The sequence below is a fragment of the Streptomyces sp. NPDC002004 genome (assembly GCF_053593975.1).
In genome coordinates, this window is record NZ_JBSFDP010000002.1 from 525,740 (window position 1) to 551,165 (window position 25,426).

The 25,426-nt window shown below is 70.7% G+C and carries 23 protein-coding genes; 18 read left to right on the top strand and 5 right to left on the bottom strand.

Annotated elements, in window-relative coordinates; all coding sequences use genetic code 11:
* Positions 1–172 precede the first annotated feature (172 nt).
* The 4 genes from ACWCP6_RS05400 (at position 173) to ACWCP6_RS05415 (ending at position 6,097) form a co-directional block, all read left to right on the top strand.
* Entirely contained in the window at positions 173–667 is a 495-nt protein-coding gene (locus ACWCP6_RS05400) for a hypothetical protein (protein WP_450930987.1), read from the top strand.
* 13 nt (positions 668–680) lie between these two features.
* Positions 681–1,514 carry a hypothetical protein gene (locus ACWCP6_RS05405; protein ID WP_450930988.1) on the top strand — a complete coding sequence of 278 codons (834 nt, stop codon included), beginning with the start codon at positions 681–683 and terminating at the stop codon, positions 1,512–1,514.
* A gap of 307 nt (positions 1,515–1,821) precedes the next feature.
* Entirely contained in the window at positions 1,822–4,764 is a 2,943-nt protein-coding gene (locus ACWCP6_RS05410) for a hypothetical protein (RefSeq protein WP_450930989.1), read from the top strand.
* 43 nt (positions 4,765–4,807) lie between these two features.
* Complete coding sequence (locus tag ACWCP6_RS05415; RefSeq protein WP_450930990.1) at positions 4,808–6,097, top strand: hypothetical protein; 1,290 nt, start codon at positions 4,808–4,810, stop codon at positions 6,095–6,097.
* A gap of 30 nt (positions 6,098–6,127) precedes the next feature.
* On the opposite strand, the gene ACWCP6_RS05420 is transcribed toward ACWCP6_RS05415, so the two are convergent.
* Positions 6,128–6,319 (bottom strand): hypothetical protein, encoded by a 192-nt coding sequence (locus ACWCP6_RS05420; protein ID WP_450930991.1) that lies wholly within the window; start codon positions 6,317–6,319, stop codon positions 6,128–6,130.
* Positions 6,320–6,329: 10 nt separating this feature from the next.
* Positions 6,330–7,181: a helix-turn-helix domain-containing protein gene (locus ACWCP6_RS05425; RefSeq protein ID WP_450930992.1), complete on the bottom strand. Its 852-nt coding sequence runs from the start codon at positions 7,179–7,181 to the stop codon at positions 6,330–6,332.
* 249 nt (positions 7,182–7,430) lie between these two features.
* Here ACWCP6_RS05425 and ACWCP6_RS05430 point away from each other — a divergent pair, with 249 nt between their 5' ends.
* The 9 genes from ACWCP6_RS05430 (at position 7,431) to ACWCP6_RS05470 (ending at position 16,374) form a co-directional block, all read left to right on the top strand.
* Complete coding sequence (locus ACWCP6_RS05430) at positions 7,431–7,943, top strand: ATP-binding protein (protein WP_450930993.1); 513 nt, start codon at positions 7,431–7,433, stop codon at positions 7,941–7,943.
* Positions 7,944–8,058: 115 nt separating this feature from the next.
* Positions 8,059–8,808 carry a response regulator transcription factor gene (locus ACWCP6_RS05435; protein ID WP_450930994.1) on the top strand — a complete coding sequence of 250 codons (750 nt, stop codon included), beginning with the start codon at positions 8,059–8,061 and terminating at the stop codon, positions 8,806–8,808.
* Positions 8,805–10,526, top strand: coding sequence for an ATP-binding protein (locus ACWCP6_RS05440; protein ID WP_450930995.1), 1,722 nt, complete (start codon positions 8,805–8,807; stop codon positions 10,524–10,526). Before ACWCP6_RS05435 ends, ACWCP6_RS05440 begins: the two co-directional genes overlap by 4 nt.
* Positions 10,527–10,573: 47 nt before the next feature.
* Complete coding sequence (locus ACWCP6_RS05445; RefSeq protein ID WP_450930996.1) at positions 10,574–11,008, top strand: hypothetical protein; 435 nt, start codon at positions 10,574–10,576, stop codon at positions 11,006–11,008.
* The gene (locus ACWCP6_RS05450; protein ID WP_450930997.1) at positions 11,008–11,289 is read left to right on the top strand and encodes a hypothetical protein; all 282 of its coding nucleotides are present in this window, start codon (positions 11,008–11,010) and stop codon (positions 11,287–11,289) included. The genes ACWCP6_RS05445 and ACWCP6_RS05450 overlap by 1 nt, the downstream gene beginning before the upstream one ends.
* Before the next feature lie 129 nt (positions 11,290–11,418).
* On the top strand, positions 11,419–13,983 hold the full coding sequence (locus ACWCP6_RS05455) for a Tox-REase-5 domain-containing protein (RefSeq protein WP_450930998.1): 2,565 nt from the start codon (positions 11,419–11,421) through the stop codon (positions 13,981–13,983).
* 23 nt (positions 13,984–14,006) lie between these two features.
* Entirely contained in the window at positions 14,007–14,735 is a 729-nt protein-coding gene (locus ACWCP6_RS05460) for a hypothetical protein (RefSeq protein WP_450930999.1), read from the top strand.
* A 13-nt stretch (positions 14,736–14,748) separates the two neighbouring features.
* Positions 14,749–15,177: a hypothetical protein gene (locus ACWCP6_RS05465; RefSeq protein WP_450931000.1), complete on the top strand. Its 429-nt coding sequence runs from the start codon at positions 14,749–14,751 to the stop codon at positions 15,175–15,177.
* 108 nt (positions 15,178–15,285) lie between these two features.
* A complete protein-coding gene (locus tag ACWCP6_RS05470) occupies positions 15,286–16,374 on the top strand; it encodes a hypothetical protein (RefSeq protein ID WP_450931001.1) in 1,089 nt (362 codons plus the stop codon).
* Between the two features lie 137 nt (positions 16,375–16,511).
* Here the strand turns inward: ACWCP6_RS05470 and ACWCP6_RS05475 are convergent, their stop codons facing one another.
* Together ACWCP6_RS05475 and ACWCP6_RS05480 are read right to left on the bottom strand one after the other, a co-directional pair.
* The gene (locus ACWCP6_RS05475; protein ID WP_450931002.1) at positions 16,512–16,919 is read right to left on the bottom strand and encodes a hypothetical protein; all 408 of its coding nucleotides are present in this window, start codon (positions 16,917–16,919) and stop codon (positions 16,512–16,514) included.
* A 184-nt stretch (positions 16,920–17,103) separates the two neighbouring features.
* On the bottom strand, positions 17,104–17,475 hold the full coding sequence (locus tag ACWCP6_RS05480; protein WP_450931003.1) for a DUF192 domain-containing protein: 372 nt from the start codon (positions 17,473–17,475) through the stop codon (positions 17,104–17,106).
* 134 nt (positions 17,476–17,609) lie between these two features.
* On the opposite strand from ACWCP6_RS05480, the gene ACWCP6_RS05485 reads away from it, so the two are divergent.
* Positions 17,610–18,347, top strand: coding sequence for a prepilin peptidase (locus ACWCP6_RS05485; protein WP_450931004.1), 738 nt, complete (start codon positions 17,610–17,612; stop codon positions 18,345–18,347).
* 690 nt (positions 18,348–19,037) lie between these two features.
* Here ACWCP6_RS05485 and mgrA read toward each other — a convergent pair.
* Positions 19,038–20,075 carry an L-glyceraldehyde 3-phosphate reductase gene (gene mgrA, locus ACWCP6_RS05490; RefSeq protein WP_450931005.1) on the bottom strand — a complete coding sequence of 346 codons (1,038 nt, stop codon included), beginning with the start codon at positions 20,073–20,075 and terminating at the stop codon, positions 19,038–19,040.
* A gap of 213 nt (positions 20,076–20,288) precedes the next feature.
* On the opposite strand from mgrA, the gene ACWCP6_RS05495 reads away from it, so the two are divergent.
* The 4 genes from ACWCP6_RS05495 to ACWCP6_RS05510 all read left to right on the top strand — a co-directional run bounded on the left by ACWCP6_RS05495 (position 20,289) and on the right by ACWCP6_RS05510 (position 25,386).
* Complete coding sequence (locus ACWCP6_RS05495) at positions 20,289–21,050, top strand: isoprenyl transferase (protein ID WP_450931006.1); 762 nt, start codon at positions 20,289–20,291, stop codon at positions 21,048–21,050.
* A gap of 374 nt (positions 21,051–21,424) precedes the next feature.
* Positions 21,425–22,744, top strand: a complete 1,320-nt coding sequence (locus ACWCP6_RS05500; protein WP_450931007.1) for a PhoH family protein — start codon at positions 21,425–21,427, stop codon at positions 22,742–22,744.
* A gap of 443 nt (positions 22,745–23,187) precedes the next feature.
* On the top strand, positions 23,188–23,898 hold the full coding sequence (locus ACWCP6_RS05505; protein ID WP_450931008.1) for an aggregation-promoting factor C-terminal-like domain-containing protein: 711 nt from the start codon (positions 23,188–23,190) through the stop codon (positions 23,896–23,898).
* 165 nt (positions 23,899–24,063) lie between these two features.
* Positions 24,064–25,386, top strand: coding sequence for an AI-2E family transporter (locus ACWCP6_RS05510; protein WP_450931009.1), 1,323 nt, complete (start codon positions 24,064–24,066; stop codon positions 25,384–25,386).
* The last annotated feature ends 40 nt before the right edge of the window (positions 25,387–25,426 follow it).

Genomic DNA, 25,426 nt, shown 5'->3' on the forward strand with positions numbered 1-25,426 from the left:
CAGGCCGGGAAGAAACCGAACAACGCCACGAGGCCGGCCACGCACCAGGATGCGGGTCGGCCTCGGTGCTGTGCCGTGCTCTGAACCGCGCAGGAGGAGGCCGATGGACACGGGTGTTGGAGCGCCGGTGACACCGTGGCACCTTGTCGAAGGCGTGCTCCGTCAGCGGCAGGTGACCGACGTCGTCGTTCCGGGCTGGGTCGACCGGGACGACGCGATCCCGCAGTTCAGACCGCAGCCGATCGTCGTCTACCTGCTTCTCGACGAGGGAGTTCTGAAGCTTGCCTCGGTGGGGCAGTACGACCAGTTGGCCGTGAGCCATGAGGACTCCATCCGCCTGGACGGCATCGATCTGTTTGACGACGCGGAGGACGAGGTCATCGTGTCGTCCTGTGGCGAACAGATCTTCGGGGACGGCTGGGACGGGCTTCGATGCACCGGCATCCGGTACTTCTCGGATGCCGGGTCGTCCCTCGTCGAGGGAGTGGTCAAATGCCTCGGCATTGAGCTGGAGTCGCGCTACTGGATCTTCTTCGATCCGACGTGGGCGTTCGGAATCAAGATCGGAAACGGTGAGGATCTGCGTCGGTGGAAGCAGGAGAACACCAAGGCACCGTCATCCGTGACGGAGCACGTCTGGACCCGCGAAGACCGGCACGCCGGCTGACGTGGAGCGAGGGTTGATCGGCAATCTGTTCACCGTTGCGAGGCTCGATCCGTCGGGTCTTCAGCACGCCCTCGCGGACCTGCTGGGCCTGCCGGGCGCGGCGGTCGACTTCGTCGACGCCGACGGGGACCAGGAGGGGCGGAACTGGGATTCCCCCGTGCTCTGCACCTATCGCCTGCTCCCATCCGGGGATCTGTCGCTTGAACTCGACATCTACATCGACGACGAGGCGGCGGGCTCCCTCACCGAATCCGGGCTGGCTCTCGGTGTCGCTGCCCGCACGGGAAGCTCGGTCCTCCATCCGTCGGAACTCCAACTGCCCAGTGATTATTGGATTGCGGTACCGGACGGTCGTTCCGTCCGATGCCGTTTGGAAGCGATGGACAGCGGCGAAGAGACCGCATATCGGGTCGAAGTGACAGAGGATCCGGTCCAGGACCTGCCCGGTGCGAGAGTCGAGGTCCTTCCGGAAATCCTCGACCGCGAAGTGATCGCCACGCCCGTCTCCGACGTGTTCCTCTCAGATTTTCCAACGGGCACGACAGGCAGCGTCGAGGGCCAGATCCACTACTACCTGCGGGTCTGGGAGAGGCTGGTTCGTCGACTGAAGGCGGACTGGGCCCCGTCCGCCCGGTACCGCGAGGACCTGTTCGAACGTGACCTCGATGCTCGCGATGCGCTGTCGTGGCTGATGGGGGTGGATGAGGTCGCGGCGGAGCACGTGAGAGGGCTCGCGGATGCGGTGACCGAACTGGACGCCCTTTTCATGGACTTCACTGTCCCGGCCGAAGCCGGGGACACGGTCCGTTGGTGGCGCGGCCGGTCTCCGCGACGTATCCCGTGGTGACCGGCGACCGGTCGACCGGAATCCTCGAGGAGCTGGCTGCGGTGATCGCTGCAGCCCCGTACGTGACCTACGGTTGGCCGCCAGGGTCTGTCCCCCTCGCGCCTCCTGCGCTTTGGTGGGAGCTGTCCGCGGCCGGTACGGCTCGGTGGCCGAGTCCGACGCTCGAAGAGGAGCTGGCCGGCTGCGAGTGGCAGCAGGCGCGGGCTTGGGCCCGGAGTTGGGACCCTGGGCCCATGCGTTTCTGATCATGTGCTTATAGCCTCGCCCTTCACGGTGGTTCGCTGTTGTTCGCGAGGTGGGGGTCGTCATGTCGTCGTACGGGGGAGTTCCGGCGTACGGGGGTGGGTGGCCACCTTCCAGCACTCGGCGTGAGCTGCCCAAGCCGTTGGCGTCGGCGTTGGTGCTGTTGCACGTGCTGTTCGCGTTCACGGTGTTGGGCGGGGTCGGGCTGTTGTGGACGGCGGCGTCTGTGGACGCTGTGGACGGCCGGTTGATTGCTCAGGTGGTGTATGCGGCGGCGCCGGGTGCGGTCGGCTGGGTGCTGGCGCGTCGGGCGTGGACTGGCAGTGTGCGGGTGTGGGCGGCGTTGGTGGCCGTTCAGGTCTGGTTGCTGTTGGGGGCTGCGGGCAATCTTGCGGACGGGTCGACGCGTGGTTTCTCGCAGTTGTTCCTGCCGATTTTGATTCTGGTCTTTTTGACGCGGTCGGAGAGCCGTGCGTGGTTCCGGCTGGAGAGTGGGGAGCGGGCGGAGCGTCGGCCGTTCTCGCTGGCTCGGATGATCCGGTGGCGTCGGGGTGACGAGGGTCAGACGGCGGTGGAGTATGCCGGGTTGATCGCGGTGGTCGTGGCGATCATCGTCGCGTTGCTGGTGAGTGGTCTGGGGACGCAGGTCTACAGCGGTATCCAGTCGGCGGTGTGCAAGGTCACGGGTACGTCGTGTCCTGCGCCGTCGGGTGGGGATGACGGTTCGCAGGTCGAGGCGGGCGGTGACAACGGGGGTGCGAAGGGCACCGACGGAGGCGCCGGCGGCAAGAGCGGTGGCGCGAACGGCGGCGGCAACAGCGCCGGTGGCGAGAGCGGCGGGTCGAACGGCGGAGGCAAGAGCGGCGGCGCCGACGGCGGTAAGAGCGGCGGTGCGGACGGCGGTAAGAGCGGCGGTGCGGACGGCGGCAAGAACGGTGGTGCCGACGGCGGCAAGAACGGTGGTGCCAACGGCGGCAACGGCGGGGACCACGGTTCCGGCGGCGCGAACGGTGGTTCCGGTTCCGGCGGCTCCGGTGACGCAACGGGCGGCACGGGCGGCAAGAGTGGCGGCGCGAGCGGCGGCTCCGGTGGATCCTCGGCGGGTGCCGACGGTGGTGCCGGCGGTTCCTCCGGCGGTTCGTCGGGTCAGGGTGGTGCTCACGGGTCGGGCGGGTCCGGGGACTCGGGCGGTTCGGGCGGTTCGGGTGCCTCGGGTGGCAGCGGCGGTTCCGGTGCGGGTGGCGCCAGTGGCGAGTCCGATGGGGGCAAGACCCAGGCCGCTCCTGCCAAGGACGACGGCGGCGACGACGACGGCGGCGATGACGGTGGCGACGACGGCTGCTTCTCGGGTGTCGGGGCGTTCTTCGGGTGTGCCGGTGACCAGGTCAAGCAGGTCGGTCAGGGTGTTTTCCAGGACGGCGTGTGGGGCGACATCACCGGGATCTACGGCATGGTCCGTCACCCGGTGGACACCTGGAACGGTCTGAAGGACTACGGCAAGCAGCTCGGTGACAAGTGGGTCCAGGACTCCAAGGGCGCGTCCGACAAGTGGAGCAAGGGCGACTACGGCGGTGCGCTGTGGGACTGGGGCGGCGCGTCGCTGAAGACGGGCGGCAAGGTCCTGGACGACATGTTCATCGGCCAGGACGTCAAGGACGAGTGGAAGAACGGTCACAAGACGCGGGCCGTCAGCCATGTGATCTGGAACGTCGGATCGCTGTTCATTCCGGGTTACGGGGAAGCGAAGGTCGTCGAGAAGGTCGCCGCGCTCAGCAAGATCGCCAAGGTCACGAAGGTCGCCGACAGGGCGGCCAAGGCGGCGGAGGAGGCCCGTAAGGCGGCCAAGGCCGGTGACGCGGCGAAGGCGGAGAAGGCCGCCAAGGAGGCCGAGGACGCGGCGAAGGAGGCCGAGGAGAAGGCCCGCAAGTCCGGCTGCACGCTGTCGGCCCCCGGCATGGTCGTCCCCTATGGCGACGGACCGCCCGTCACGGGTTCCTCCGGCACCGGTACGACCGTTCTGGCCGCCGGCGAACCCGGGTACGTGATCCTGGCGGACGGCTGCGACGAGGACGCCAAGAAGGACGCCGAGGAAGCCCGCAAGAACGCGGACGACGCCGAGAAGGCCGCCGATGGCGTGAACCTGGAGCAGGCGGCGGAAGACGCCAAGAAGACCATCACGGACGCCAAGGACAAGCAGAAGACGCCCAAGAGCGACAGGTTCAACCTCGAGGAGAAGAAGGTCGACGACCTGGTCAAGAGGGCCAAGGACAACCCGGACCTCGCCAAGGGCGAAATCGGCAAGGAGGAGCTTGCCCAGTCGCTCAGGGACCTCTCGGACACGCTGAAGACCAAGAACATCGAGAAAGAGAGCCGTGGATCGTTGGGTGGCACCGTGCTCAAGGCCACCAATCGGCATCAACTGGCCGAGGCCATGGCAGAGGTCAAGGCGGCGAAGCGTGTCGCGGACCGCGAGGCTGCCGAGGGCACGAAGGTCTACGCCGGCGTCGGGGCCAAGAAGGGCCGGGGCGCCAAGGAGCCGATCGACCTGGGTGACGGAACCAAGGTCGATGTCAGTGCCATCGACGACGCCGATGTCGTCTACAAGGGCAAGGACGGCAACGTCCACGTCGCCGAGGTGAAGAACACGGGACAGGCGACCACGCAAGCCCACATGCCGGCTCAGGCCAAGAGGTTGGGCGACTGGCAGAAGGCGCATCCCGGCCGCAAGGCGCGCTACGAGATCGAGACGGAGGACGGCTGGGACAAGGTCTTCGACGGCTTCCAGAAGGACAGGAAGACCGGCGAGAAGCCGGACGGCACCCCCGCACAGGTGCTGGCGGACGAGGGTCTCGACCTGCGCGTCGGCGGGCAGGACATCTCGCCGCAGAAGCTCAAGGCCATGAACGACGCGTGGTCCAAGAAGTCACCCGCCGAGCAGCAGGCGGCTCGGGACTCGGGCAAGATGAAGGACCCCAAGTCCGCCATGGAGTACCTGGGTGTCTCCTGAGGTGCGGCCCACGGACGAGACGAGAGGAAGGAGGCGGCCGAGCGTGATCGCACACCATCTGCTGCCCGCGGCCATGCGCGAGCTGCCTCCGCCCTGGAACGACCTCACCCGGGAGCGGGATCGGAAGCTGGAGGAGCTGCCACGTACGGAGGCGAATGAGCGCACCGCGCTCGACGGGCTGACGGCTGCGCTTTCCGCGTCGCCATCGGCTGCTCGGGGCGCTTGGAGCGAGGGGGAGCGGGACGTCGTCGACCGGGTTCGCGGGGAGGTCGGTCACCGGCTCGTACAGGCCTTGCCCACGACCGAACGGTTCACCCGTGAGGGTGTCGTCGAAGTGCTGCGGGCCTGGGCGGAGACGGCAGATCCGCCGGTACCCGGTCGGTGGTTCGAGGAACAGCTCGATGAGATCGCCGCTGAGGTGGCGTCCCGCGCGGTGTCGAGCTGGGCCCGTGACGTGTTGCGGTGGCTGGGGCAGGAGCCGCGGGACCGCGCACGCATTGCGGAAGTGGCCGAGCGCTGTGTCGAAGCGGGGCTGGCCACTTCCGAGGCGCTCAATCTGCTGCACGACCTCGGTGTGCCCCACGGCGAGAGCGCGTTGCTGCGCCTGGTGGGGGCCGGCGTGATGGACGAGTTCCATCACGCTTGGGCGAGGGATCGGCTCAGGAGTCTGCGCCGGCCCTTCTACGACCGTCGTGCGCAGTCGTCGGCGCGGGGCGAAGAGCCCCTGCTGCCTGCACCCGTACGGGAGTTGCCCGACGCCTGGGGCAGCGGGTGGTCGGAGGACGTGCCGGAGACCGAGGAGAACATCGCTTGCGCGCGCTCGGTCCTGGAGGCCTGCCTGCCTGCCGAGCCGGTGCCGGATCCGGTTCCGGCACCCGACTGGCACGGCTTCGACGACGAGGAGGAGCCCGCCTGGCTGGAGGTCCGCATCGTGATGCGGTCCCTGATGCCGTATGCGCGGCTGGTGACCCGGGAGCGGATGCTGGAGGCGCTTCGGGAGTGCGCGCTGCTCGGCATCCCCGACGTCCCGCAGGACCCCGACAGTGAGGACGGGGAGCGGTTCGTCCGGCGGTGGGTGACGTGGATCGGCGGCTGGATCGCCGGTGAGGTGTTCACCTGGCTCGGCATGTACGTCGACGAGGGGGAGCCGCTCGTCCCGTGGGCGATGGAGCTGGCCGAGCAGTACGCCCGGTGTGGTGTTGCCGCGGAGCAGGCGGTCCTGCTGCTGCGCTGGTGGAACACCGTGCCGCGCAGCCGCGAGGCGCTTGCCCGACTCGCGGCCGACGCGACGCTGCCCCCGGAGGTGCGGGAGTCGGCGGAGAACGGGCTGTGAGGCAAGCTGTAGGCCCCCCGGCAGGGGGGCCTACAGCAGGTGGTCTGCCTTCCCCGCCTTGATCTCCGCGATCAGCGTCCGCAGCGCCTCGACGGAGTCGGTGACGTAGTGGTGCTCCTGCCCGGCCACGGCGATGTAGGCGTGGCCTTCGGTGTCGGTGCCTATGCGGAAGCAGTTGTTGCCTTCTCCGCAGAAGGGTTCTTCCCAGGCGATGTCGGTCACGGAGTCTCCCCTAGTGTTCGCGTGCGATTCTGCGGATGAGGTCGCGTGAGCCCGACGGTGGCAGGGACGCGTCCTCCATCCAGTCGAGGTGGGCCCGGTACTTGGTGAGCTGGGCCTCGGCGTGCGTGAACTCGGGGCCGTGGGCCGAGTCCAGCTGCACGGTGTCGAGCCGGGGGACCACACCGTCGGCGTACAGCAGGGCGTGACCGGCGCCGGGAAAGCCGCCCACGCTCGTCGGGATGACGCGAACGTCGATGCCGTCCCGCTCGGACATGGCCGCAAGATGCTTGAGCTGCAGAAGGGTTGTCTCCGCGCCGCCGAACGGCATGCGCAGCGCGGCCTCGTGGACGTAGGCGACGTACGACAGCGGGTGCGGCCGGTCGAAGACCTGCTGGCGCTCCATGCGATGCGCCACGCGCAGTTCGATCTCCAGGCGGGTCAGGGGCGGCAGAACCGCGCTGAAGACCGCCCGCGCGTACTCCTCGGTCTGGAGTAGTCCGGGGATGTGCACGACCTGGGCCGTCCGTACGCGGGTGGCGTGCCATTCCAGTTCGGCGATGTCCAGCAGCCCGGCGGAGAGCGTGCCCCGGTGCTTCTCCCACCAGCCGCGCTCGCCAGGGGCCGCCATGGTTGCCAGGGCGTCGACGTAACTCTCGTCGTTGCAGTCGTAGTTGCAGCCCAGTGTGCGGACGCGTTCGGGCGAGATCGGACGGATTCCCGACTCCATGTTGGAGAGCCTGGTCCGGTCGATGCCCAGCAGTCCGGCGGCGTACTCCGTGGTCGCTCCGGCCGCCAGGCGCATCTTGCGCAGCTCGGCACCGAGCCGCTTCTGGCGCTCCGTCGGCGTGCTTCTTGTCGGCATCCCGCCCCTTCTCGAGCCGTGGTGCGCCCCAGTCTGCCCCCTGCCTTGCTCCCCAGTCCATCGGAGGTGGGGGTAATTATCACCAACCACGTGGACACTGTGACTCCGCCTTCCCTACAGTGAGTGACGCAACGACTACGCACGCTGTAGGCGGAAGTGCACCGCGCGAGCCTGCGCGGAACCTCGTGCGGCAGGCCACCGCCGTCCGGCGTACGGAACCCCGTCCCACCCCGCTCAAGGGAGTCAGTCATGCCCGGAAACGCCATCGGCACCGGCACCGGTGCCGTCACGTCCTGCCCTGTCCTCGTCGACGAGGTCCCCGTTCCGCCCGACCCCGAAGGGCTGGCGTACAGCCTGACCCTGCCCGCCGGGCTCGCGAGTCCCGGGGTCGCTCGGGCCGCGACCCGGGTGGTGCTGGCCAGACACGGGCTGCGGGACATGACGGACGCCGCGGTCCAGACGGTCGCCGAACTCGCCTCCTGCGCCTGCCGTTTCACGCCCACCGCGGAGGTGTACCTGTCGCTGCGGTACCGGGAGGGGGCCTTGCGGGTCATCCTCTGCGACGGGCACCCACGGCACACGCACCCGCGGCTCGCGGCGGCGTGCGACGGGCGACGCCGCGCCGCGCTGCGGGTGCTGGCCTGCGTGGTGCGGGCCTGCGACGGCGAGTGGGGATTCGGGGACGCACGGGAGCCGGGCGGCGGTACGCGGATGTGGGCGGTGCTGCCGAGAGCGGGCGCGAGGGCGTTCGCGGCGGGATGACCCGCACGGTGAGGCCGTGAACCCGCCGCCCCGGGCGGACCCCTCGCCCCCCGCGCACCTTGGCGGGAGCCGCCCGCGGCTGATATCGATCGGTCCGCGAGAGGAAGTGAGAGACATGGCGGGGACCGGAAGCCAGGGGCGGGTGCTGGTGGTCGACGACGACCCGGCGATACGCAGGTCGCTGGAGCGCGGACTGCGGCTGAGCGGATTCACGGTCGACCTCGCCGAGGGCGGCCACGCTGCCCTGGCCGGGGTACGGGAACAGGAGCCGGACGTCGTGGTTCTGGACGTCTCGATGCCGGACCTGAGCGGGACGGAGGTGTGCCGGAGACTGCGCGACGCGGGCAACGACCTGCCCGTGCTGATGCTCTCGGCACTGGACGAGACCGCCGACCGGATAGCGGGCCTTCAGGCGGGCGGCGACGACTACCTGGTCAAGCCCTTCGCGCTCCAGGAGCTCGTGCTGCGGCTCCAGGCACTGCTGCGCCGTCGCCCGGCGCGCGCCACCGACGAGGTGCGGGTCGGCGGTCTGGCCCTGGACCCGGCGGCCCGCGAGGCACGGCTGGACGGCCGGGCCCTGTCGCTGACCCGGCGCGAGTTCGAGCTGCTGGAGGTGCTCGCCCGCAACGCGGGGATCGTCCTCACCCGCGACCAGCTGCTCGACCGGGTGTGGGGCTACGACTTCGACGTGCGCACCGACGCAGTGGACACGTTCGTCAGCTATCTCCGGCGCAAGCTGGAGACCGGCGGACGGGAGCGGGTGATCCACACGGTGCGCGGGGTGGGGTTCGTCCTCAGGGACGACCTGCCGGACGGCCCGGTGGACCCGCGGCCCGCCGGTGACGGCACCGGGGACCGGTCATGAAGCTCTCCACCCGTATCGCCCTCGCCGTCGCTCTCACCACCCCGCTGCTCGTCCTGGCCGCCGGCTGGCTGCTCGTGCGGCTGGTCGCCTCGGACCTGCACACCCAGCAGGACGCCCATCTGCGGGAACGTGCGGCGTCGGCCGTCCCGGACGCCCGCAGGCTGCTCAGGGCGACGGCCGCCGACCGGCCCCCGGCGGTGGAACAGGCACGTGAGCGGCAGATGTTCACGTCCGCGCTGGACGTCGGACTGCGGCTGACCCGCCCGGACGGAACCGTCTCGGCGGGCGGCCCGCAGCCCGATGCGGACGTGCCGCTGCCCGTGCGTGCCGCGGTCCCGCGGACCGTGCACGCGGCGGGCGGGAGCTGGCGCGTCCTCTCCGTGCGGGTCAAGGGAACACGGCCGGGTGTCGACGGCACGCTGTGGCTGTTCTCGCCGGACACCGCGAGCCAGGCCCAGATCGGCCTGGTCCGCGGGCGGGTGGTGCGGGTGGCGCTGCTCGCCGCCCCGCTGTCCGGGCTGGCCGCCTGGGCCGTGGCGGCCCGTGCGAGCAGGCCGCTGCGCCTGCTGCAAAGGCGCACCAGCGGCCTCGACCCGCGGCGCAGTGCCACCCGGCTCGACCACACCCCGACCGGGGTCGCCGAGGTCGACGACCTGGCGAGCACCCTGCGCACGGTGCTCGCCCGCTACGACGAGCAGGCCGACCGCACCGCCGAGGCACTGGCCACCGCCCGGTCCTTCTCGGCCGCGGCGTCCCACGAACTCCGTACGCCCCTGATGAGCATGCAGACCAACCTGGAGATCCTCGCCGAGCACCCGGACCTCGCCGCCGACGACCGCGCGGAGGTCCTGGAGGATCTGCGGCGCGAGCACGCGCGCCTGTTCGGCCTGATCGTCATGCTCCGTGAACTGGGGCGCGGCGACCTCGTCGAGCCGGAGGCGTTCGGCCCGGTGGACCTCGCCGACGTGGTCGAGGCCTCCGCCGCCGACCTGAGGCGCCGGCACCCCACCGCGCGGATCGACGCCACCGGGGTGCCGAGCCTGTCCGTACGCGGCTGGGAGCCGGGACTGCGCCTCGTCCTCGACAACCTGCTGACCAACGCCCTGGTGCACGGCGGCCGCAGGGGCGCACCCGGACACGTGGACGTGGCGCTGCGGGTGGAACGCGGGCCGCGGGACGGGGAAGCGGTCGCGGTCCTCACCGTGGACGACCGGGGCCCCGGTGTTCCGCCGCACCTCAGGGACACGGTCTTCGACCGCTTCCACCGGCGCCCCGACAGCCCGGGTTCCGGGCTCGGGCTCACCCTCGTCGCCCAGCAGATCGCCCTGCACCAGGGCCGCATCCGGGTGGTGGACCGGCCGGACGGGCCCGGAGCGCGCTTCGAGGTCCGGCTCCCGCTGGAGGGGGACGGCGCGCGGGGGACGGAGATGACGCTGCCGCTGCGCCGGGACTGGCTGATCGCGACCGCCGACCGGCCGCACGACTCCGACTCCCCGACACCGGGGGGCTCCCTGCCAGGCGCGCCTCGGCCACGGGCGCCTCGGCCCAGCGCCCCTCAGGTGCGTCGGGCACGGGCCGTTCGGCCACGTGCCCCTCAGCCCATCGCCCCTCAGCCCATCGCCCCTCAGCCCATCGCCCCTCAGCCCATCGCCCCTCAGCCGTCCGCCCCCCGGCCGCCCGATCCCGGGCCACACGATTTCCACAAGGACGGCTCCTAGCGTTCGGACGGACAGGCAAACCGCTCCGGACCCTGGAGGACATCGTCATGCCGACGCTCAGGACAGCCGCCGTCTCGCTCGCCGCCGCGGGCACCCTCTTCGCCGCCGCGGGCCTGGCCGCGGCCGACAGCTCGTCGGACGCCGCGCAGGCCGCCCCGCGCACCGCCGCGACGGCCACGCCGCACGCCGCTCCGACCGGGGACGGCGCGCGGAAGCTGTGCAAGCGCGCGCCGAAGATCGACCGGCGCATCACACGCGCGCTGAAGCGCCTGCACGGCGACGCGACCGTGCGCGGCTCCATAGCGCGGCTGCAGAAGCGCGCGGACAACGCCGATGCCGCGGGCCACGACGCGATCAAGAAGTTCCTCGACGACAGGCTCACCTTCCGCCGGTCCCTCGTGCCCACGCTCGAACAGCGCCAGAAGGACGTCCGCGCCGTCAGGACGTGGTGCGCGGCCAACGACAACGGGAGCAAGAGCTGATGAGTCCGTCCCGGACCCTCCGGCATCCCCGGCGCTCCGGGCCCGGACTGCTCGCCGGGTCCGCCCTGGTGGTCGCCCTCCTGGTCACCGGGTGCGGGCACTCCGCGGACGGTTCCGGGGGAGACGGCGCCGCGGCCCCGACCGGCGCGTCCTCGGCGTCCACCCCCGCGTCCGCCGGCACGGGTTCGTCCTCGTCCGACCTGGCCCGTATGCAGAAGCTCCTCGACGGCGCTGACTCGGCCGTCTCGTCGGCCGAGTCCGACGCCGCGAAGAACGGCTGACCCGGCCGCGCACGACAACAGGCACAGTTGGGCCCGGAGTTGGGACTCCGGGCCCATGCGCATATGAACGCGCGCCCCTAGCCTCGCCCTTCACGGTGGTTCGCTGTCGTCCGCGAGGTGGGGGTCGTCATGTCGTCGTACGGGGGAGTTCCGGCGTACGGGGGTGGGTGGCCACCTTCCAGCACTCGGCGTGAGCTGCCCAAGCCGTTGGCGTCGGCGTTGGTGCTGTTGCATGTGCTGTTCGCGTTCACGGTGTTGGGCGGGGTCGGGCTGTTGTGGACGGCGGCGTCTGTGGATGCCGTCGATGGCCGGTTGATTGCTCAGGTGGTGTATGCGGCGGCGCCGGGTGCGGTCGGCTGGGTGCTGGCGCGTCGGGCGTGGACTGGCAGTGTGCGGGTGTGGGCGGCGTTGGTGGCCGTTCAGGTCTGGTTGCTGTTGGGGGCTGCGGGCAATCTTGCGGACGGGTCGACGCGTGGTTTCTCGCAGTTGTTCCTGCCGATTTTGATTCTGGTCTTTTTGACGCGGTCGGAGAGCCGTGCGTGGTTCCGGCTGGAGAGTGGGGAGCGGGCGGAGCGTCGGCCGTTCTCGCTGGCCCGGATGATCCGGTGGCGTCGGGGTGACGAGGGTCAGACGGCGGTGGAGTATGCCGGGTTGATCGCGGTGGTCGTGGCGATCATCGTCGCGCTGCTGGTGAGTGGTCTGGGCACGCAGGTTTATAGCGGTATCCAGTCGGCGGTGTGCAAGGTCACGGGTACGTCGTGTCCTGCGCCGTCGGGTGGGGATGACGGTTCGCAGGTCGAGGCGGGCGGTGACAACGGGGGTGCGAAGGGCACCGACGGAGGCGCCGGCGGCAAGAGCGGTGGCGCAAACGGCGGCGGCGCGAACGGCGGCGCCAGCAGTGGCGGCAAGAACGGCGGTGCCGACGGCGGTAACGGCGGGGACCACGGTTCCGGCGGCTCCGGTGGCACGGGTGGTTCCGGCTCTGGCGGCAACGGCGGCTCCGGTGACGCAACAGGCGGCCAGGGGGGCAAGAGCGGCGGCGCCACCGGCAACGGCGGAAGCACCGGCAGCAGCGGCGGAAAGGGCGATTCAGGGGGCACCGGCGGCTCGGGCGGCTCCGGCACCGACGGCGGTGGCAAGGGCGACTCAGGCGGCACGGGCGGCAGCGGAGGTGCCGGCGGGACCGGCGGCAGCGGCGGCGACGGATCCCGGTCGTCCGACTCCGCCACGCAGACGAGCGCCGACGGGGCCGACGACACCGACGACGAGAAGAACGACGCGGCCGAGGGCGAGCCCGGCTGGGAGGACGACGAGGCGGCGGCCGGGGACGACGGCGGCGACGACGGTTGCTTCTCCGGCGTGGGCGCCTTCTTCGGGTGCGCGGGTGACCAGGTCAAGCAGGTCGGTCAGGGCTTGCTTCAGGACGGTGTGTGGGGTGATCTCACCGGGATCTACGGCATGGTCCGTCACCCGGTCGACACGCTCAACGGGCTGAAGGACTACGGCAAGCAGCTCGGTGACAAGTGGGTCCAGGACTCCAAGGGCGCGTCCGACAAGTGGAGCAAGGGCGACTACGGCGGTGCGCTCTGGGACTGGGGCGGCGCGTCGCTGAAGACCGGCGGCAAGGTCCTGGACGACATGTTCATCGGCCAGGACGTCAAGGACGAGTGGAACAACGGTCACAAGACACGGGCTGTCAGCCACGTCATCTGGAACGTCGGTTCCCTCTTCATTCCGGGCTACGGCGAAGCGAAGATCGTCGAGAAGGTCGGCGCGCTCAGCAAGATCGCCAAGGTCACGAAGGCCGCCGACAAGGCGGCCAAGGCGGCGGAGGACGCCCGTAAGGCGGCCAAGGCCGGCGATGCGGCGAAGGCGGAGAAGGCCGCCAAGGAGGCCGAGGACGCCGCGAAGGAGGCCGAGGACAAGGCCCGCAAGTCCGGCTGCACCATCTCCTCGGGACCCCTCGGCAGGATTCCGTACGGCGGCAGCGGCCCGGGTTCCTCCACGGCCACCCCCTTCACCGGTTCCTCGGGCACCGGCACCACGGTCCTGGCGGGCCCCGCCCCGGGGCGGGTCGTCGTCGCAGGAGGCTCCGGGCGGGTCGTCCTGGCCGACGAGGGCTGCGACACGGGCGCCAAGAAGGACGCCGAGGATGCCCGCAAGAAGGCCGAGGAGGCCGAGAAGGCCGAGAAGGAGGCGAAGAAGGAGGCCAGCCGCAAGAAGGTCGCCAAGTGGAAGAAGCCCTCCTGGGCCAAGGACCTGAAGAACCCGCGCAAGGGCTCCATCGACGGCGGCGACGGCAAGTGGAAGGCCAAGAAGTCGATCGCGTACTGGCCGAACATGGAGCGCTGGATGCGCTACCAGGAGCAGGTCTCGAAGGTGAAGCGCGGCAAGGAGTACGGGGTCAAGGACCCGAAGACCGGCCGGGACGTCGATTTCGACGGCTGGGACTCCTCGCGGCAGACTTACGTCGAGGCGAAGTTCGGGTACGGCAAGAAGGTCGGCAAGGACGGCACGCTGCAGAAGGGCCAGGCGGACAAGTTCATCGAGCAGGCGACTCGGCAGCTGCGGGCCGCGAAGGGCAAGACGGTCGAGTGGAACTTCTCCAACAAGGCGGTTGCGGACGCGGCGCGGAAGGCCTTCAGAGATGCTGGAGTGGACGTGGTCGTCAAGTACACCCCGTGGAAGAAGTAGGAAGCAGGAACGGAGCAGCTCCGATGTCGAGTGAAGTGGTCGTGCAGGTGGCCTGGGGTCCCAGGGCCGAGACCCCGGTCGAGCTGGCGCAGCGCTGGCTCGAGCTGCTGGGGCAGCTCACGGACCACTCGGGGGGTGCCCTCTCCGAGTGGCGCTGGCAGGAGGACGCAGGCCCCGGAGAGGTCGTGCCCGCGAACGCCGAAGGCTTCGCGGCAGCACTGGAGGCGGTCAACACGCACGACGACCTGGACATCCTCGGCTACACGCACCACGTGATCGCCACCCAGCCGGATGGAGGGTATGCCCGGGTCCGGGCCCAGGCGGGCGGCACGAACGAGTACTCGCCCTTCACGGCGTCGCTGACGCTGTTCAAGCCGGCCGAGGAGGCGGCCACCCCGCTCGCGGGCCGGTACGCGGAGGCGCTGGCCGTGCTGGGGGGCGTCTGGGACGCAGACCGTGGAGCCGTCTACGACTGGCCTCTGTACGAGGAGTTGGAGTCGGAGTACGGCCTGCGCCCCTCCCACCCCCGCTGCGGCTGGGCGGTGTACCTCTCCGCCAACCGTGCCGCCCGCGTCCCCGGTGACTTCCCGGCCCGCCGCATCCCCACCACCCACGGCGGCGTCGTCCTCGACCTCGCCGCCGTTCCCGGTGAGACCCCGTCCGCCGACACCGTCCTCGCCGCCCACAAGGCCCTCGCCGACTGCGGCGCCCTGGAACCCCTGCCCGTGCCCGCCCCGCGGGCGAAGCTGTGACAGGAGACTGCCCATGAGCATGCAGCACCACGTCGTCCGCATCGACGAGCTCCTCGCACAGCCCCTCGGCGACGACGGCTACCGGATGGTCACCCTGCACCAGAGCCGGGACTTCTACGACGTGGACGACGCCTGGGACGAAGCCATGCGGGTCAACGAGGAGTTCGAGCGGGAACTGGAGGAACTGGCGAAGGTCCTCGACGAGCGGTGGGGCCCCCGCGAGGAGATGTCCATGGAGGACTACGCCGGCATGGACCCCGACGAGGAGGACGACATCCCGCCCCTCTTCCGGGAGCTCTGCGAGAACGGCTACTTCGGCGACCTCCTGTACTGGCAGGTCGGCGAGCGCCGCGTCGCGGTGAGCGTCGGGCATGAGGACAAGGAGGAGCCGATCGTGCTGTTCGCCGCGGTGACCTCGTCCACCGAAGGGTTCGCCGGGTAGCCGACACTCCTCTCCTGCCCGGCCGCCCGCCCCGTCACCTCGTACGCTGTGCCCACGAGGTGGCGGGCGCGGCATGGCCCGGAGAGAAGCGGACGGGACATAACAGAGGTGCGGGTACTGCTGGGCATCCTGGGTGCCGTCATCGTGTTCGGGACCTTCTCGTCGGTGCTGCGGACGCTGGTGATTCCGCGTTCGACCCGGTCCGGGTTCACCCGGGTCGTCCAGCGCGCGGTCCAACTGCCGTTCCAGTGGATCGCCGACCGGCTCGACAGCGCCGAGGGCAAGGACATGGTGCTGGGACCGGTCGCCCCGCTGGCCATCGTCGTCACGCTCATGAGCTGGCTCGTGAGCTTCATGGTCGGCTACGGGCTGCTGGAGGCCGCCGTGAGCGACCTCGCCCTGAGGGACTCGCTCATCGAGGCCGGCTCGTCGCTCTTCACGCTCGGCTTCGCCAGCAGCAACAGGGCCACGCTCAACGTCATCGACTTCTGCGCCGCGGCCACAGGGCCCATCGTCATCGGTCTCCAGATCGGCTACCTGCCCACGCTGTACGGCGCCTACCAGCGGCGCGAGACCGAGGTGACCCTGCTCCAGGCCCGCGCGGGGAACCCCGCCTGGGGGCCCGAGATCCTCGCCCGTTACGCACAGGTCGAGCTGCTGGAGGACCTGACCGATCTGTTCCGCAGCTGGGAACGGTGGAGCGCGGAGGTCAGCGAGAGCCACACCACGTATCCGGTGCTGCTCCAGTTCCGGTCGCCCAAGAGCACCCGCAACTGGCTGATCGCGCTGCTCTCCGTGATGGACGCGGCGGCGCTGCGGCTCGCCTTCAACCCGTCCCAGCCGCACCGCGCCGAGGTCCGGATGGCGCTGCGCGCCGGCTTCGTCTGCCTCCGCGACATCGCGGACATGAAGGGCATCCCCTACAACCGGGATCCACATCCCGAGGACCCGATCGAGCTGACCTACGAGGAGTTCCTGGACGGAGTGGCCCGCCTGGCCGACCAGGGCTACCCGATGGAGCGCACCCCGGAGGGTGCGTGGCCGCACTTCCACGGCTGGCGGGTCAACTACGAATCCCTCGTCTACCGCCTGGCGCGCGACATCGAGGCGGTACCGGCCCCCTGGTCCGGCCCGCGCCGCACCCCCGTGTCCATCAGGACCCCGATCACACCGGTCGACCGCCGTCCCGTCGGCTGACGCCGGGAGCCGGAGGGCGCGCGGGATTCCGGGGAGGGCGCCCGAGCCCGCCGGGCCGCCTGCCGCCACCAAGGTGGTGCGAGGGTCCGGCGGGCCTCACCCGGACCGTCGCGGCACCCATCGGAACCGGGCCACGTCTAGCCCGTCCGCTCCTCCATCGACAGGTCGAGCGCCACCGCGATGGCGCACCCCATGAGGACCGCCAGGGTCGGGGCCGCGATGTCCTCGGCCGTCGCGCGCGACCAGTCCCCGGCGAGCGTCACCGCGTGGACGGCGAGCGGGGCGGCGAGCGAGGCGAGGACATGGGGCGCCGGGCTGTCCCGGTGCGGCGGCCGGTGGGTGCGGGCCGCCGCCAGGGTGGCCAGCAGCGCGCACGCCAGCGACGGCAGGTGGAGGAGCATCAGCCGGCTGATGAAGGGGGCGTCGCGCCCGGGCGGGCCGAAGGGATCCGTGACCGTCGTACGCAGGAGGTACGCCGAAACGAGCAGGACCGTGAGGCCGATCGCCCAGGAGCGGACGAGTGCCAGGAGGGGGGAGGACGACATCAGCGACGGTGAGGGCCGTGAATCGCGCATGGGGGTGCCTCGGACCGGGAGGTGGGGGGACCGGAGGCGCACGGTCGCCCGGCCACGTCCGGCGCCGGTCGGACCGTAACCCTTCAACGGGCCCATCCGAACGGGCCCTTGGACCCGAACAGGGGCCCAAGAAACCGGGGTGGCGAGTCCTCGCCTAGTCCTCCACGCTCACCCGTACGCCCTCCCGGAGGCCCCAGCGCGCCATCGCGCCCGCCTCCGCCTCCAGGACGTGGCGGGCGCGCACGTACAGACGGCTCAGGCGGCCGGGCTTCATGGTGCGGACGGCACGGACGTTCAGGTTCCGGTCCAGGAAGGCGACGTCGATCGTGAAGCGCATCCGGAAGGTGTGCACGTTGTTGGCGGGGGTCAGCAGGATCGCGCCGTCGATACCGTCCCTGCCCAGCAGTCCCTTGGTGCGGGCGCGGGAGGACGCTGCGATCTCCAGGGGCACCGAGGTCCGGGGCCCGTCGCCCCCGTCCCCCGGGATCACCAGTTCCGCTCGCCCGTCACGCCAGCGCCGACCCATCCAGGGCCACCTCCCCGACCACCACATGCCACTACCGGAATTACCGACGGCATGACCGTATCCACACCCCCGTGGGTCCTGTCATGGGTCCACAGGCCCATGCCATCGACGGCCCGGGCGCCTATGGTCCCAGCGTGCACGTTCTCCTGATCGCAGCGGCCGCCGTGTGGGGCGCCGCCACCGGGCTGCTGGTGCCCCGCGCCGCGTACCGGCTCGCCGTCGAGCCCGAGGAGTCCTGGCGGCGCGACTGCCCGGCGGGACACCCGATCGCCGGGCCGTTCGGCGGCTGGCTGGGGCGGGCGCGCTGCGCGGACGGCACGCGGTACGGGCCGAACGCGCTCGCCGTCGCCGTCGGTACGGCCCTGGCCTGCGCCACGCTTGCCGCGGCGGCCGGAGCCCGCCCAGAGGTGGCGGTCTGGCTCGCCGCCGCGCCCGTCGCCATGCTCCTCGCGCTCACGGACCGCGCGGTGCACCGGCTGCCCGACGTGCTGACGCTGCCGCTCGCCGCGGCGACGGTGCTGCTCCTCGGGGTCGCCGCACTGCTGCCCGGCAACGCGGGCTCCTGGCTCACCTCCGTACTCGGCGCGCTCGCGCTGGGCTCCGTCTACTTCGTGCTGTTCCTGATCAACCCGAACGGCATGGGTTTCGGCGACGTCAAACTCGCCCTGGCGCTGGGCGCGGCCCTCGGCTGGTACGGCTGGACCGTGCTCGTCGTGGGTGCGTTCGCCGGGCTCCTCATCGGGGCCCTCTACGGCCTGACGCTCATGCTGCTGCGCCGTGCCGGCCGCAAGTCCGCGATCCCGCTGGGGCCGTTCATGATCGTGGGCGGGTTTCTGGGTCTGCTGCTGGGTGGCCTCACCGCCGCGGTCTGAGCAGCCGGTACGGCCGCGGCCCGTGGAGCTCGGGCGACTCCGGCTCGGGCGACCCGGTCCGGGCCGCCGGCCGCCGCGGGCCCTGCTGCCCGGCGCGCGTCCGGCTCACGTCCGGGCTTCTGCCGGGAGGCTTCGCGTGGCCGCAGCGCGAACGGACACGCGCACAGCGGGCTGCCGACCCACTCGCAACTCCAGTCCCAGGAGACGTTTTCCGCATCGTTATCAATCGCCCCTCGCATCCGCGTCAGGCGTCACGTAAGTTCAGACCAAGGTAATTCGCGCCAGCAAAGCTGCGCGGGCGGGTACCGCGCAGAGGAGGGGGCTGCGCGGTGCCTTGCGTCAAGTGGGTGGTTCGCACCGGGGTCCCCCTTGGGGGTACGCCCCGCCGCACCCTCAAAAGTCCGGACTCGACGCCCTTACGTGCAGGATTTCCGGGCTTCCCCGGCCCCCGAGTGTCGCCGCGCGGTCGCCGCATGACTCCGGAGAGTAGTTGTGGCACGCCAATGCACGCAGCATCACTTACGAAGGGTTATGGTGGAAGCCCCCCCTCGGGCCGGTCCGTCTCCCCCCCCACGGACCGGCCCGTTTTTTGTGCCGCCGTCGCCGCGCGACCGCGCACCGCCCCGCGGGGCGGTGGAGCCCCTCGCGCGCCGCGCCCGCGCACGCGCCGCCCAGGGGCGGCGCCTCGGCTCAGCGGCGGCCCGCCCAGATGTTCGTCCCGGGCGTCGACACGGCGAACGTGTCGATCTCGGCCAGCTCCTCGTCGGTGAGCTTCGGGCCGGACAGTGCCGCCACGTTCTCCTCCAACTGCCGGACGCTGGACGCGCCGATGAGGGCCGACGTCATGCGCTCGTCCCGCAGCACCCACTTCAGCGCGAGCTGCGCGAGCGACTGGCCGCGGCGGGCCGCGATCTCGTGCAGACCGTGCAGCCGGCGCAGCACGTCGTCGCTCAGCAGGTTCGGGTCGAGGGACTTGCCCTGCGAGGCGCGCGAGCCCTCCGGGATGCCCTTCAGGTACTTGTTCGTCAGCAGGCCCTGGGCGAGCGGCGCGAAGGAGATGCAGCCCATGCCCGCCTCCTCCAGCGTGTCCAGCAGTGCGTCGTCCTCGGTCCAGCGGTTGATCATCGAGTACGAGGGCTGGTGGATGAGCGGCCGCACACCCATGTCGGTCAGCAGCCGGGCCGCCTCGGCGGTCTGCTCGCTGCTGTACGAGGACACGCCCACGTACAGGGCCTTGCCCTGCTGGACGGCCGAGGCCAGCGCACCCATCGTCTCCTCGAGCGGGGTGTCCGGGTCGAAGCGGTGCGAGTAGAAGATGTCGACGTAGTCGACGCCCATCCGCTTCAGCGACGCGTCCAGGGACGACAGCAGGTACTTGCGGGAGCCCCACTCGCCGTACGGGCCGGGGTGCATCAGATAGCCGGCCTTGGTGGAGATGATCAGCTCGTCCCGGTACGGGGCGAGGTCCTGCTGGAACAGCTTGCCGAAGTTCAGCTCGGCGGAACCGGGCGGCGGGCCGTAGTTGTTCGCCAGGTCGAAGTGCGTGACGCCGAGGTCGAAGGCGCGCCGCAGGATCGCCCGCTGCGACTCCAGCGTCCGGTCGTCGCCGAAGTTGTGCCACAGCCCCAGCGAGATCGCGGGCAGTTTGAGCCCGCTGCGGCCGGTACGCCGGTATTCCATCGCGTCGTAGCGATCCGTTGCGGCGCGGTACAGAGACGTGTCGTTCATGGGTACGAAACTACTTCAGCCCGCTGACACCCGCTGGCCGCCCGTCCGGGGTGCAGAGGTAGGGTGTCGCCCTCGGGGGCTGTTGTCTGCACGGGAGGTATCGGCCCGCAGGGACTGAAAAGTCGTACTGCGCCGATCCGGGGGACCCCCCGGACCTCCCGGCAGAAAGGGAATATCGGGGTACCGTCCCTGCCATCTGAGAGGTGAGACTCGGTGAACTTGCGCGACCTGGTGTACGGACTCTACGCACGCCGGGTGGAGGGCCGTCTCGACCACGATCAGGTGCCCAAGCACATCGGGGTCATTCTCGACGGCAACCGCCGCTGGGCGAAGGCGTCCGGAGGTACGACCGCGCAGGGCCACCGGGCCGGCGCCGACAAGATCTCCGAGTTCCTCGGCTGGTGCGCCGAGACCGATGTCGAGGTCGTCACGCTCTGGATGCTGTCCACGGACAACCTCGACCGCCCCGAGGACGAGCTCGTCCCGCTGCTCGGCATCATCGAGGACGCCGTGCGCGGCCTCGCGGCCGACGGCCGCTGGCGCGTCCACCACGTCGGCACCCTGGACCTGCTGCCGTCCCGTACGCAGCTGGTCCTGAAGGAGGCCGAGGAGACCACCGCGGACAACACGGGGATACTCGTCAACGTCGCCGTCGGGTACGGCGGCCGCCAGGAGATCGCCGACGCCGTGCGCTCGCTCCTTCTGGACCACGCCCGCAAGGGCACCACCTTCGAGGAACTCGCCGAACGCGTCGACATCGACGTCATCGCCGAGCACCTCTACACACGCGGCCAGCCCGACCCCGACCTGGTCATCCGCACCAGCGGCGAACAGCGCCTGTCCGGATTCATGCTCTGGCAGTCCGCGCACTCCGAGTACTACTTCTGCGAGGTCTTCTGGCCGGCCTTCCGGAAGGTCGACTTCCTGCGGGCGCTGCGCGACTACGCCGCCCGGCACCGTCGCTACGGCGGCTGAGAACCACCCGCCGTGGCGCCGCGTATTCGCGCCACGGCGGCCGGGACGAACCCGGCCGGACCACCCGGATGCCGACCACCTCCGGCACCCGGGGGACGCACGTCACCAGGAGTTTCCGTACGCGCCGTCATATGCCGTGGCATGGCGGCGCTTGTTCGAGGGAATAAGCCATCCAGGTCGACGTCCGATTCACGGGCGTCGTATCTCAGCGGACGGCACGGGGCCGTCCGCCCGGGAGGCCCTTTGCACCAGGACGACCGTGCCCCGAGTACGGACGACGTGGAGGGCCGGTGCACGGCCCGCGCAATGCGGCCGGTGACCGGTCCTGAAAAGTCCGTCGCTCCCCGACCTCATCCGAGGGGGTACGTCCTTCCGTGGTGACCAGCAACAAGCGCCAGCCCGACCGGCGCACCTATGTTCTTGACACCAGCGTCCTGCTGGCCGACCCGAATGCCCTGTCCCGCTTCGACGAGCACGAAGTGGTGCTCCCGGTGGTCGTGGTCACGGAGCTGGAGGCCAAGAGGCACCATCCGGAACTGGGGTACTTCGCCCGGCAGGCCCTGCGCCTGCTCGACGACTGCCGCATCCGGTACGGACGCCTGGACGCACCCATCCCGATCGGAGAGATGGGAGGCACGCTGCGCGTCGAACTCAACCACAGCGATCCCGGCGTCCTGCCGGCCGGCTACCGCCTCGGGGACAACGACTCGCGCATCCTGGCGGTCGCCCGCAACCTCCAGGCCGAGGGCTACGACGTCACGGTCGTCTCGAAGGACCTGCCGCTGCGCATCAAGGCGTCGTCGGTGGGCCTGCTCGCCGAGGAGTACCGCGCCGAGCTCGCGATCACGGACTCCGGTTGGACCGGTATGTCCGAACTGACCCTGACCGCCGAACAGGTGGACCTCCTCTTCGAGGAGGAGAGCCTGTACGTGCCGGAGGCGGCCGACCTGCCAGTCCACACCGGGCTCACCATCCAGTCGGAGCACGGCAAGGCGCTCGGCCGGATCACGTCCGCGGGCACGGTGCGCCTGGTGCGCGGCGACCGGGAGGTGTTCGGCATCAAGGGGCGCAGTGCCGAGCAGCGCATCGCGCTGGACCTGCTCCTCGACCCGGAGGTCGGCATCGTCTCGATGGGCGGCCGGGCCGGCACCGGCAAGTCGGCGCTCGCGCTGTGTGCGGGCCTGGAGGCCGTCCTGGAGCGCCGGCAGCACCAGAAGGTGATGGTCTTCCGGCCGCTGTACGCGGTGGGCGGGCAGGAGCTCGGCTATCTGCCCGGCACCGAGGCCGAGAAGATGAGCCCCTGGGCGCAGGCCGTCTTCGACACGCTGTCGGCCGTCACCTCGCGGGAGGTCATCGAGGAGGTCACCGCACGCGGGATGCTGGAGGTCCTGCCGCTGACGCACATCCGCGGCCGGTCCCTGCACGATGCGTTCGTCATCGTCGACGAGGCCCAATCCCTGGAACGGAACGTTCTGTTGACCGTTCTGTCCCGGATCGGGGCGAACTCGCGTGTCGTACTCACCCATGACGTGGCACAACGGGACAATCTTCGCGTCGGGCGGTACGACGGGGTCGTCGCCGTCGTCGAGAAGCTGAAGGGGCACCCGCTCTTCGCGCACGTCACGCTGACGCGCTCGGAGCGCTCGCAGATCGCGGCCCTGGTGACCGAAATGCTGGAGGACGGGCAGATCTGACCCTGGTTGCACCCGCCGTCCCGACTGGCCCTGTGTGGCCAGTTCGGGGCTGATACACCCCACTTGGCGCCGTCCGGTGAAGCGAAGAGCCTAGCCGGACGGCGCCTTGATGCGCGCGCTTTTCCATAAAACCCCAGGGGCAAACGAGGTGTGAGCTTTCACACGTAGCAAGGAATTGCCTTGCGGTGGCGCCCTGCGGCAGAGTCTCACTCCTGTCAGGCCCCGCATGCGACACACGTGTACCCCCAGCGGTACGGCACCACAAGAACCTCAGAACTCCATAGCGCCGTCGTATGCCGCCCGAGCACCACGCGGCGCTCCCTTGCAGGGAGTTGCCCACCGGGCCCGTGCCTCCCGTGACCCCGCAGTTGGGAGGCCAGCGTCCAGGGGCACGATTGCGTCCGCCAGGGTCACCGAAGCGGACGACGCTGGAAGGAAACCGTGTGAGCCGGATTTCGGTCCGGGGATTCGCAGTGGCCTCGGCCACCGCGGTCACCACTGTCGGAGCCGTCGTGGGTGTTGCCTCGGGCACGCCCCAGCAGCCCTCGAACGACCTCGAGGCGACGGCGAGCGACGCGACCCTCCTCGCAGACATACCCACGGGTCAGCAGGCCCAGGTGCAGACGGCCTCGCTGTCGCAGCAGGCCGACGCCCAGGCCATCGCCGCCGACAGCGCCGCGAAGAAGTCCGCGGAGGAGGCGGCCCGCAAGCAGGCCGCCGAGGACGCGGTCGCCAAGCAGAAGGCTGCCGAGGACGCCAAGGCCAAGGCCGAGAAGGCGGCCAAGGAGCGCACGGAGGTCGCCAAGACCGCCAGCCGCTCCGCCTCGCGCGACGCCTCCAGCTTCCCGCAGCAGGCCTCGTACAGCGTGTCCCAGGTCCAGGCGATGGCGCGGCAGATGGTCCCGGCTGACCAGTTCCAGTGCTTCAGCAACATCGTGAACCACGAGTCGACCTGGAACTACCACGCCGTGAACGCCTCTTCCGGTGCCTACGGTCTCTTCCAGGCCCTGCCGGGCTCCAAGATGTCGTCCGCCGGCTCCGACTGGCAGACCAACCCGGCCACCCAGATCAAGTGGGGCCTCAGCTACATGAACGGGCGCTACGGCAGCCCGTGCCAGGCCTGGTCCTTCTGGCAGGCCAACTCCTGGTACTAGGAAGGTTCCTGGTACCGAAGGCCGACGACCGGTCCGGGCCGCGGCTCCGGGCCGCGGCTCACGCTTCTGAAGCCCCCCACCGTCCTTCGGTGGGGGGCTTCGGCCATGTAGCGTCTGTCCCACAGACTCCAGGGGGGAGTGATGACCGGGGGGAGAGGGCGGATCATGTCGCGAATGCCAGGGTGGCTCGGTCGGCTGGGTGCCGGACTGAGCGAGGTGGGAGAGCGGCTGGAGGAGCGCCGCGCGGAGACCGAGCGCGAGCACGGGCCCGAGCCGCTGCGGACCGAGTCCGCGCCCGAGTCGGAGACCCAGGACTCCACCCTCGGCCATGTGCCGCCACCGCCGTCCTACGCCCCGGCCATAGGGGCACGGCCCGATCCGTCGGCCGCTGTGCCCTGGGGCATGCGCGTCGCCGCCGAGGCCGGCTGGCGGCTGCTCGTCATCGCGGGCACCCTGTGGATCCTGATGCGGGTCATCAGCGCCGTCCAGCTCGTCGTCATGGCGTTCGTCGCGGCGCTCCTCATCACCGCGCTGCTCCAGCCCACCGTCGGGCGGCTGCGCGGGGCGGGCCTTCCGCGCGGTCTCGCCACCGCCCTGACCGCGATCGGCGGCTTCGTCGTCATGGGGCTCATGGGCTGGTTCGTGGTCTGGCAGGTGATGGAGAACATCGACAACCTTTCCAACCAGGTCCAGGACGGCATCGACGAACTGCGGCGCTGGCTGCTCAACAGCCCGTTCCACGTCACCGAGAGGCAGATCAACCAGATCGCCAAGAGCCTGCGCGAGGCGATCGGCGCCAACGCCGACCAGATCACGTCGACCGGCCTCGAAGGGGTCACCGTCGTCGTCGAGGCGCTCACCGGCATCCTGCTCGCCGTCTTCTCGACGCTCTTCCTCCTGCACGACGGGCCGCGCATCTGGTCGTGGGTCCTCAAGCTCGTGCCGGCGGCCGCGCGTCCCGGTATCGCCGGTGCGGGCCCGCGGGCGTGGCGCACGCTCACCGCGTACGTACGCGGCACGGTGATCGTCGCCCTGATCGACGCGATCTTCATCGGCCTCGGCATCTACTTCCTCGGGGTGCCGATGGCGGTGCCCCTCGCCGTGTTCATCTTCCTGTTCGCGTTCATCCCGCTCGTCGGCGCCGTGGTCTCCGGTGCGCTGGCCGTCGTCGTCGCGCTCGTCACCCAGGGCGTCTTCACCGGCGTCATGACCCTGGTCGTGGTCCTCGCCGTCCAGCAGATCGAGGGGCACATCCTCCAGCCGTTCATCCTCGGCCGTGCGGTCCGCGTCCACCCGCTCGCCGTCGTGCTCTCGGTCGCCGCCGGCGGCATGATCGCCGGGATCGGCGGCGCGGTGGTGGCCGTGCCGCTGGTGGCCGTCACCAACACGGTCGTGGGCTACCTCAGGGCGTACGCCCAGGAGACCGCGGTGCACCGGGCGGCCCGGGCGACGGTGACGCCTCCCGTGGAGGAGGCGTCGGCCGGCTGACGGCGCGCAGCACCACGAGAGGCGCCCCCCGCCCGGCAGG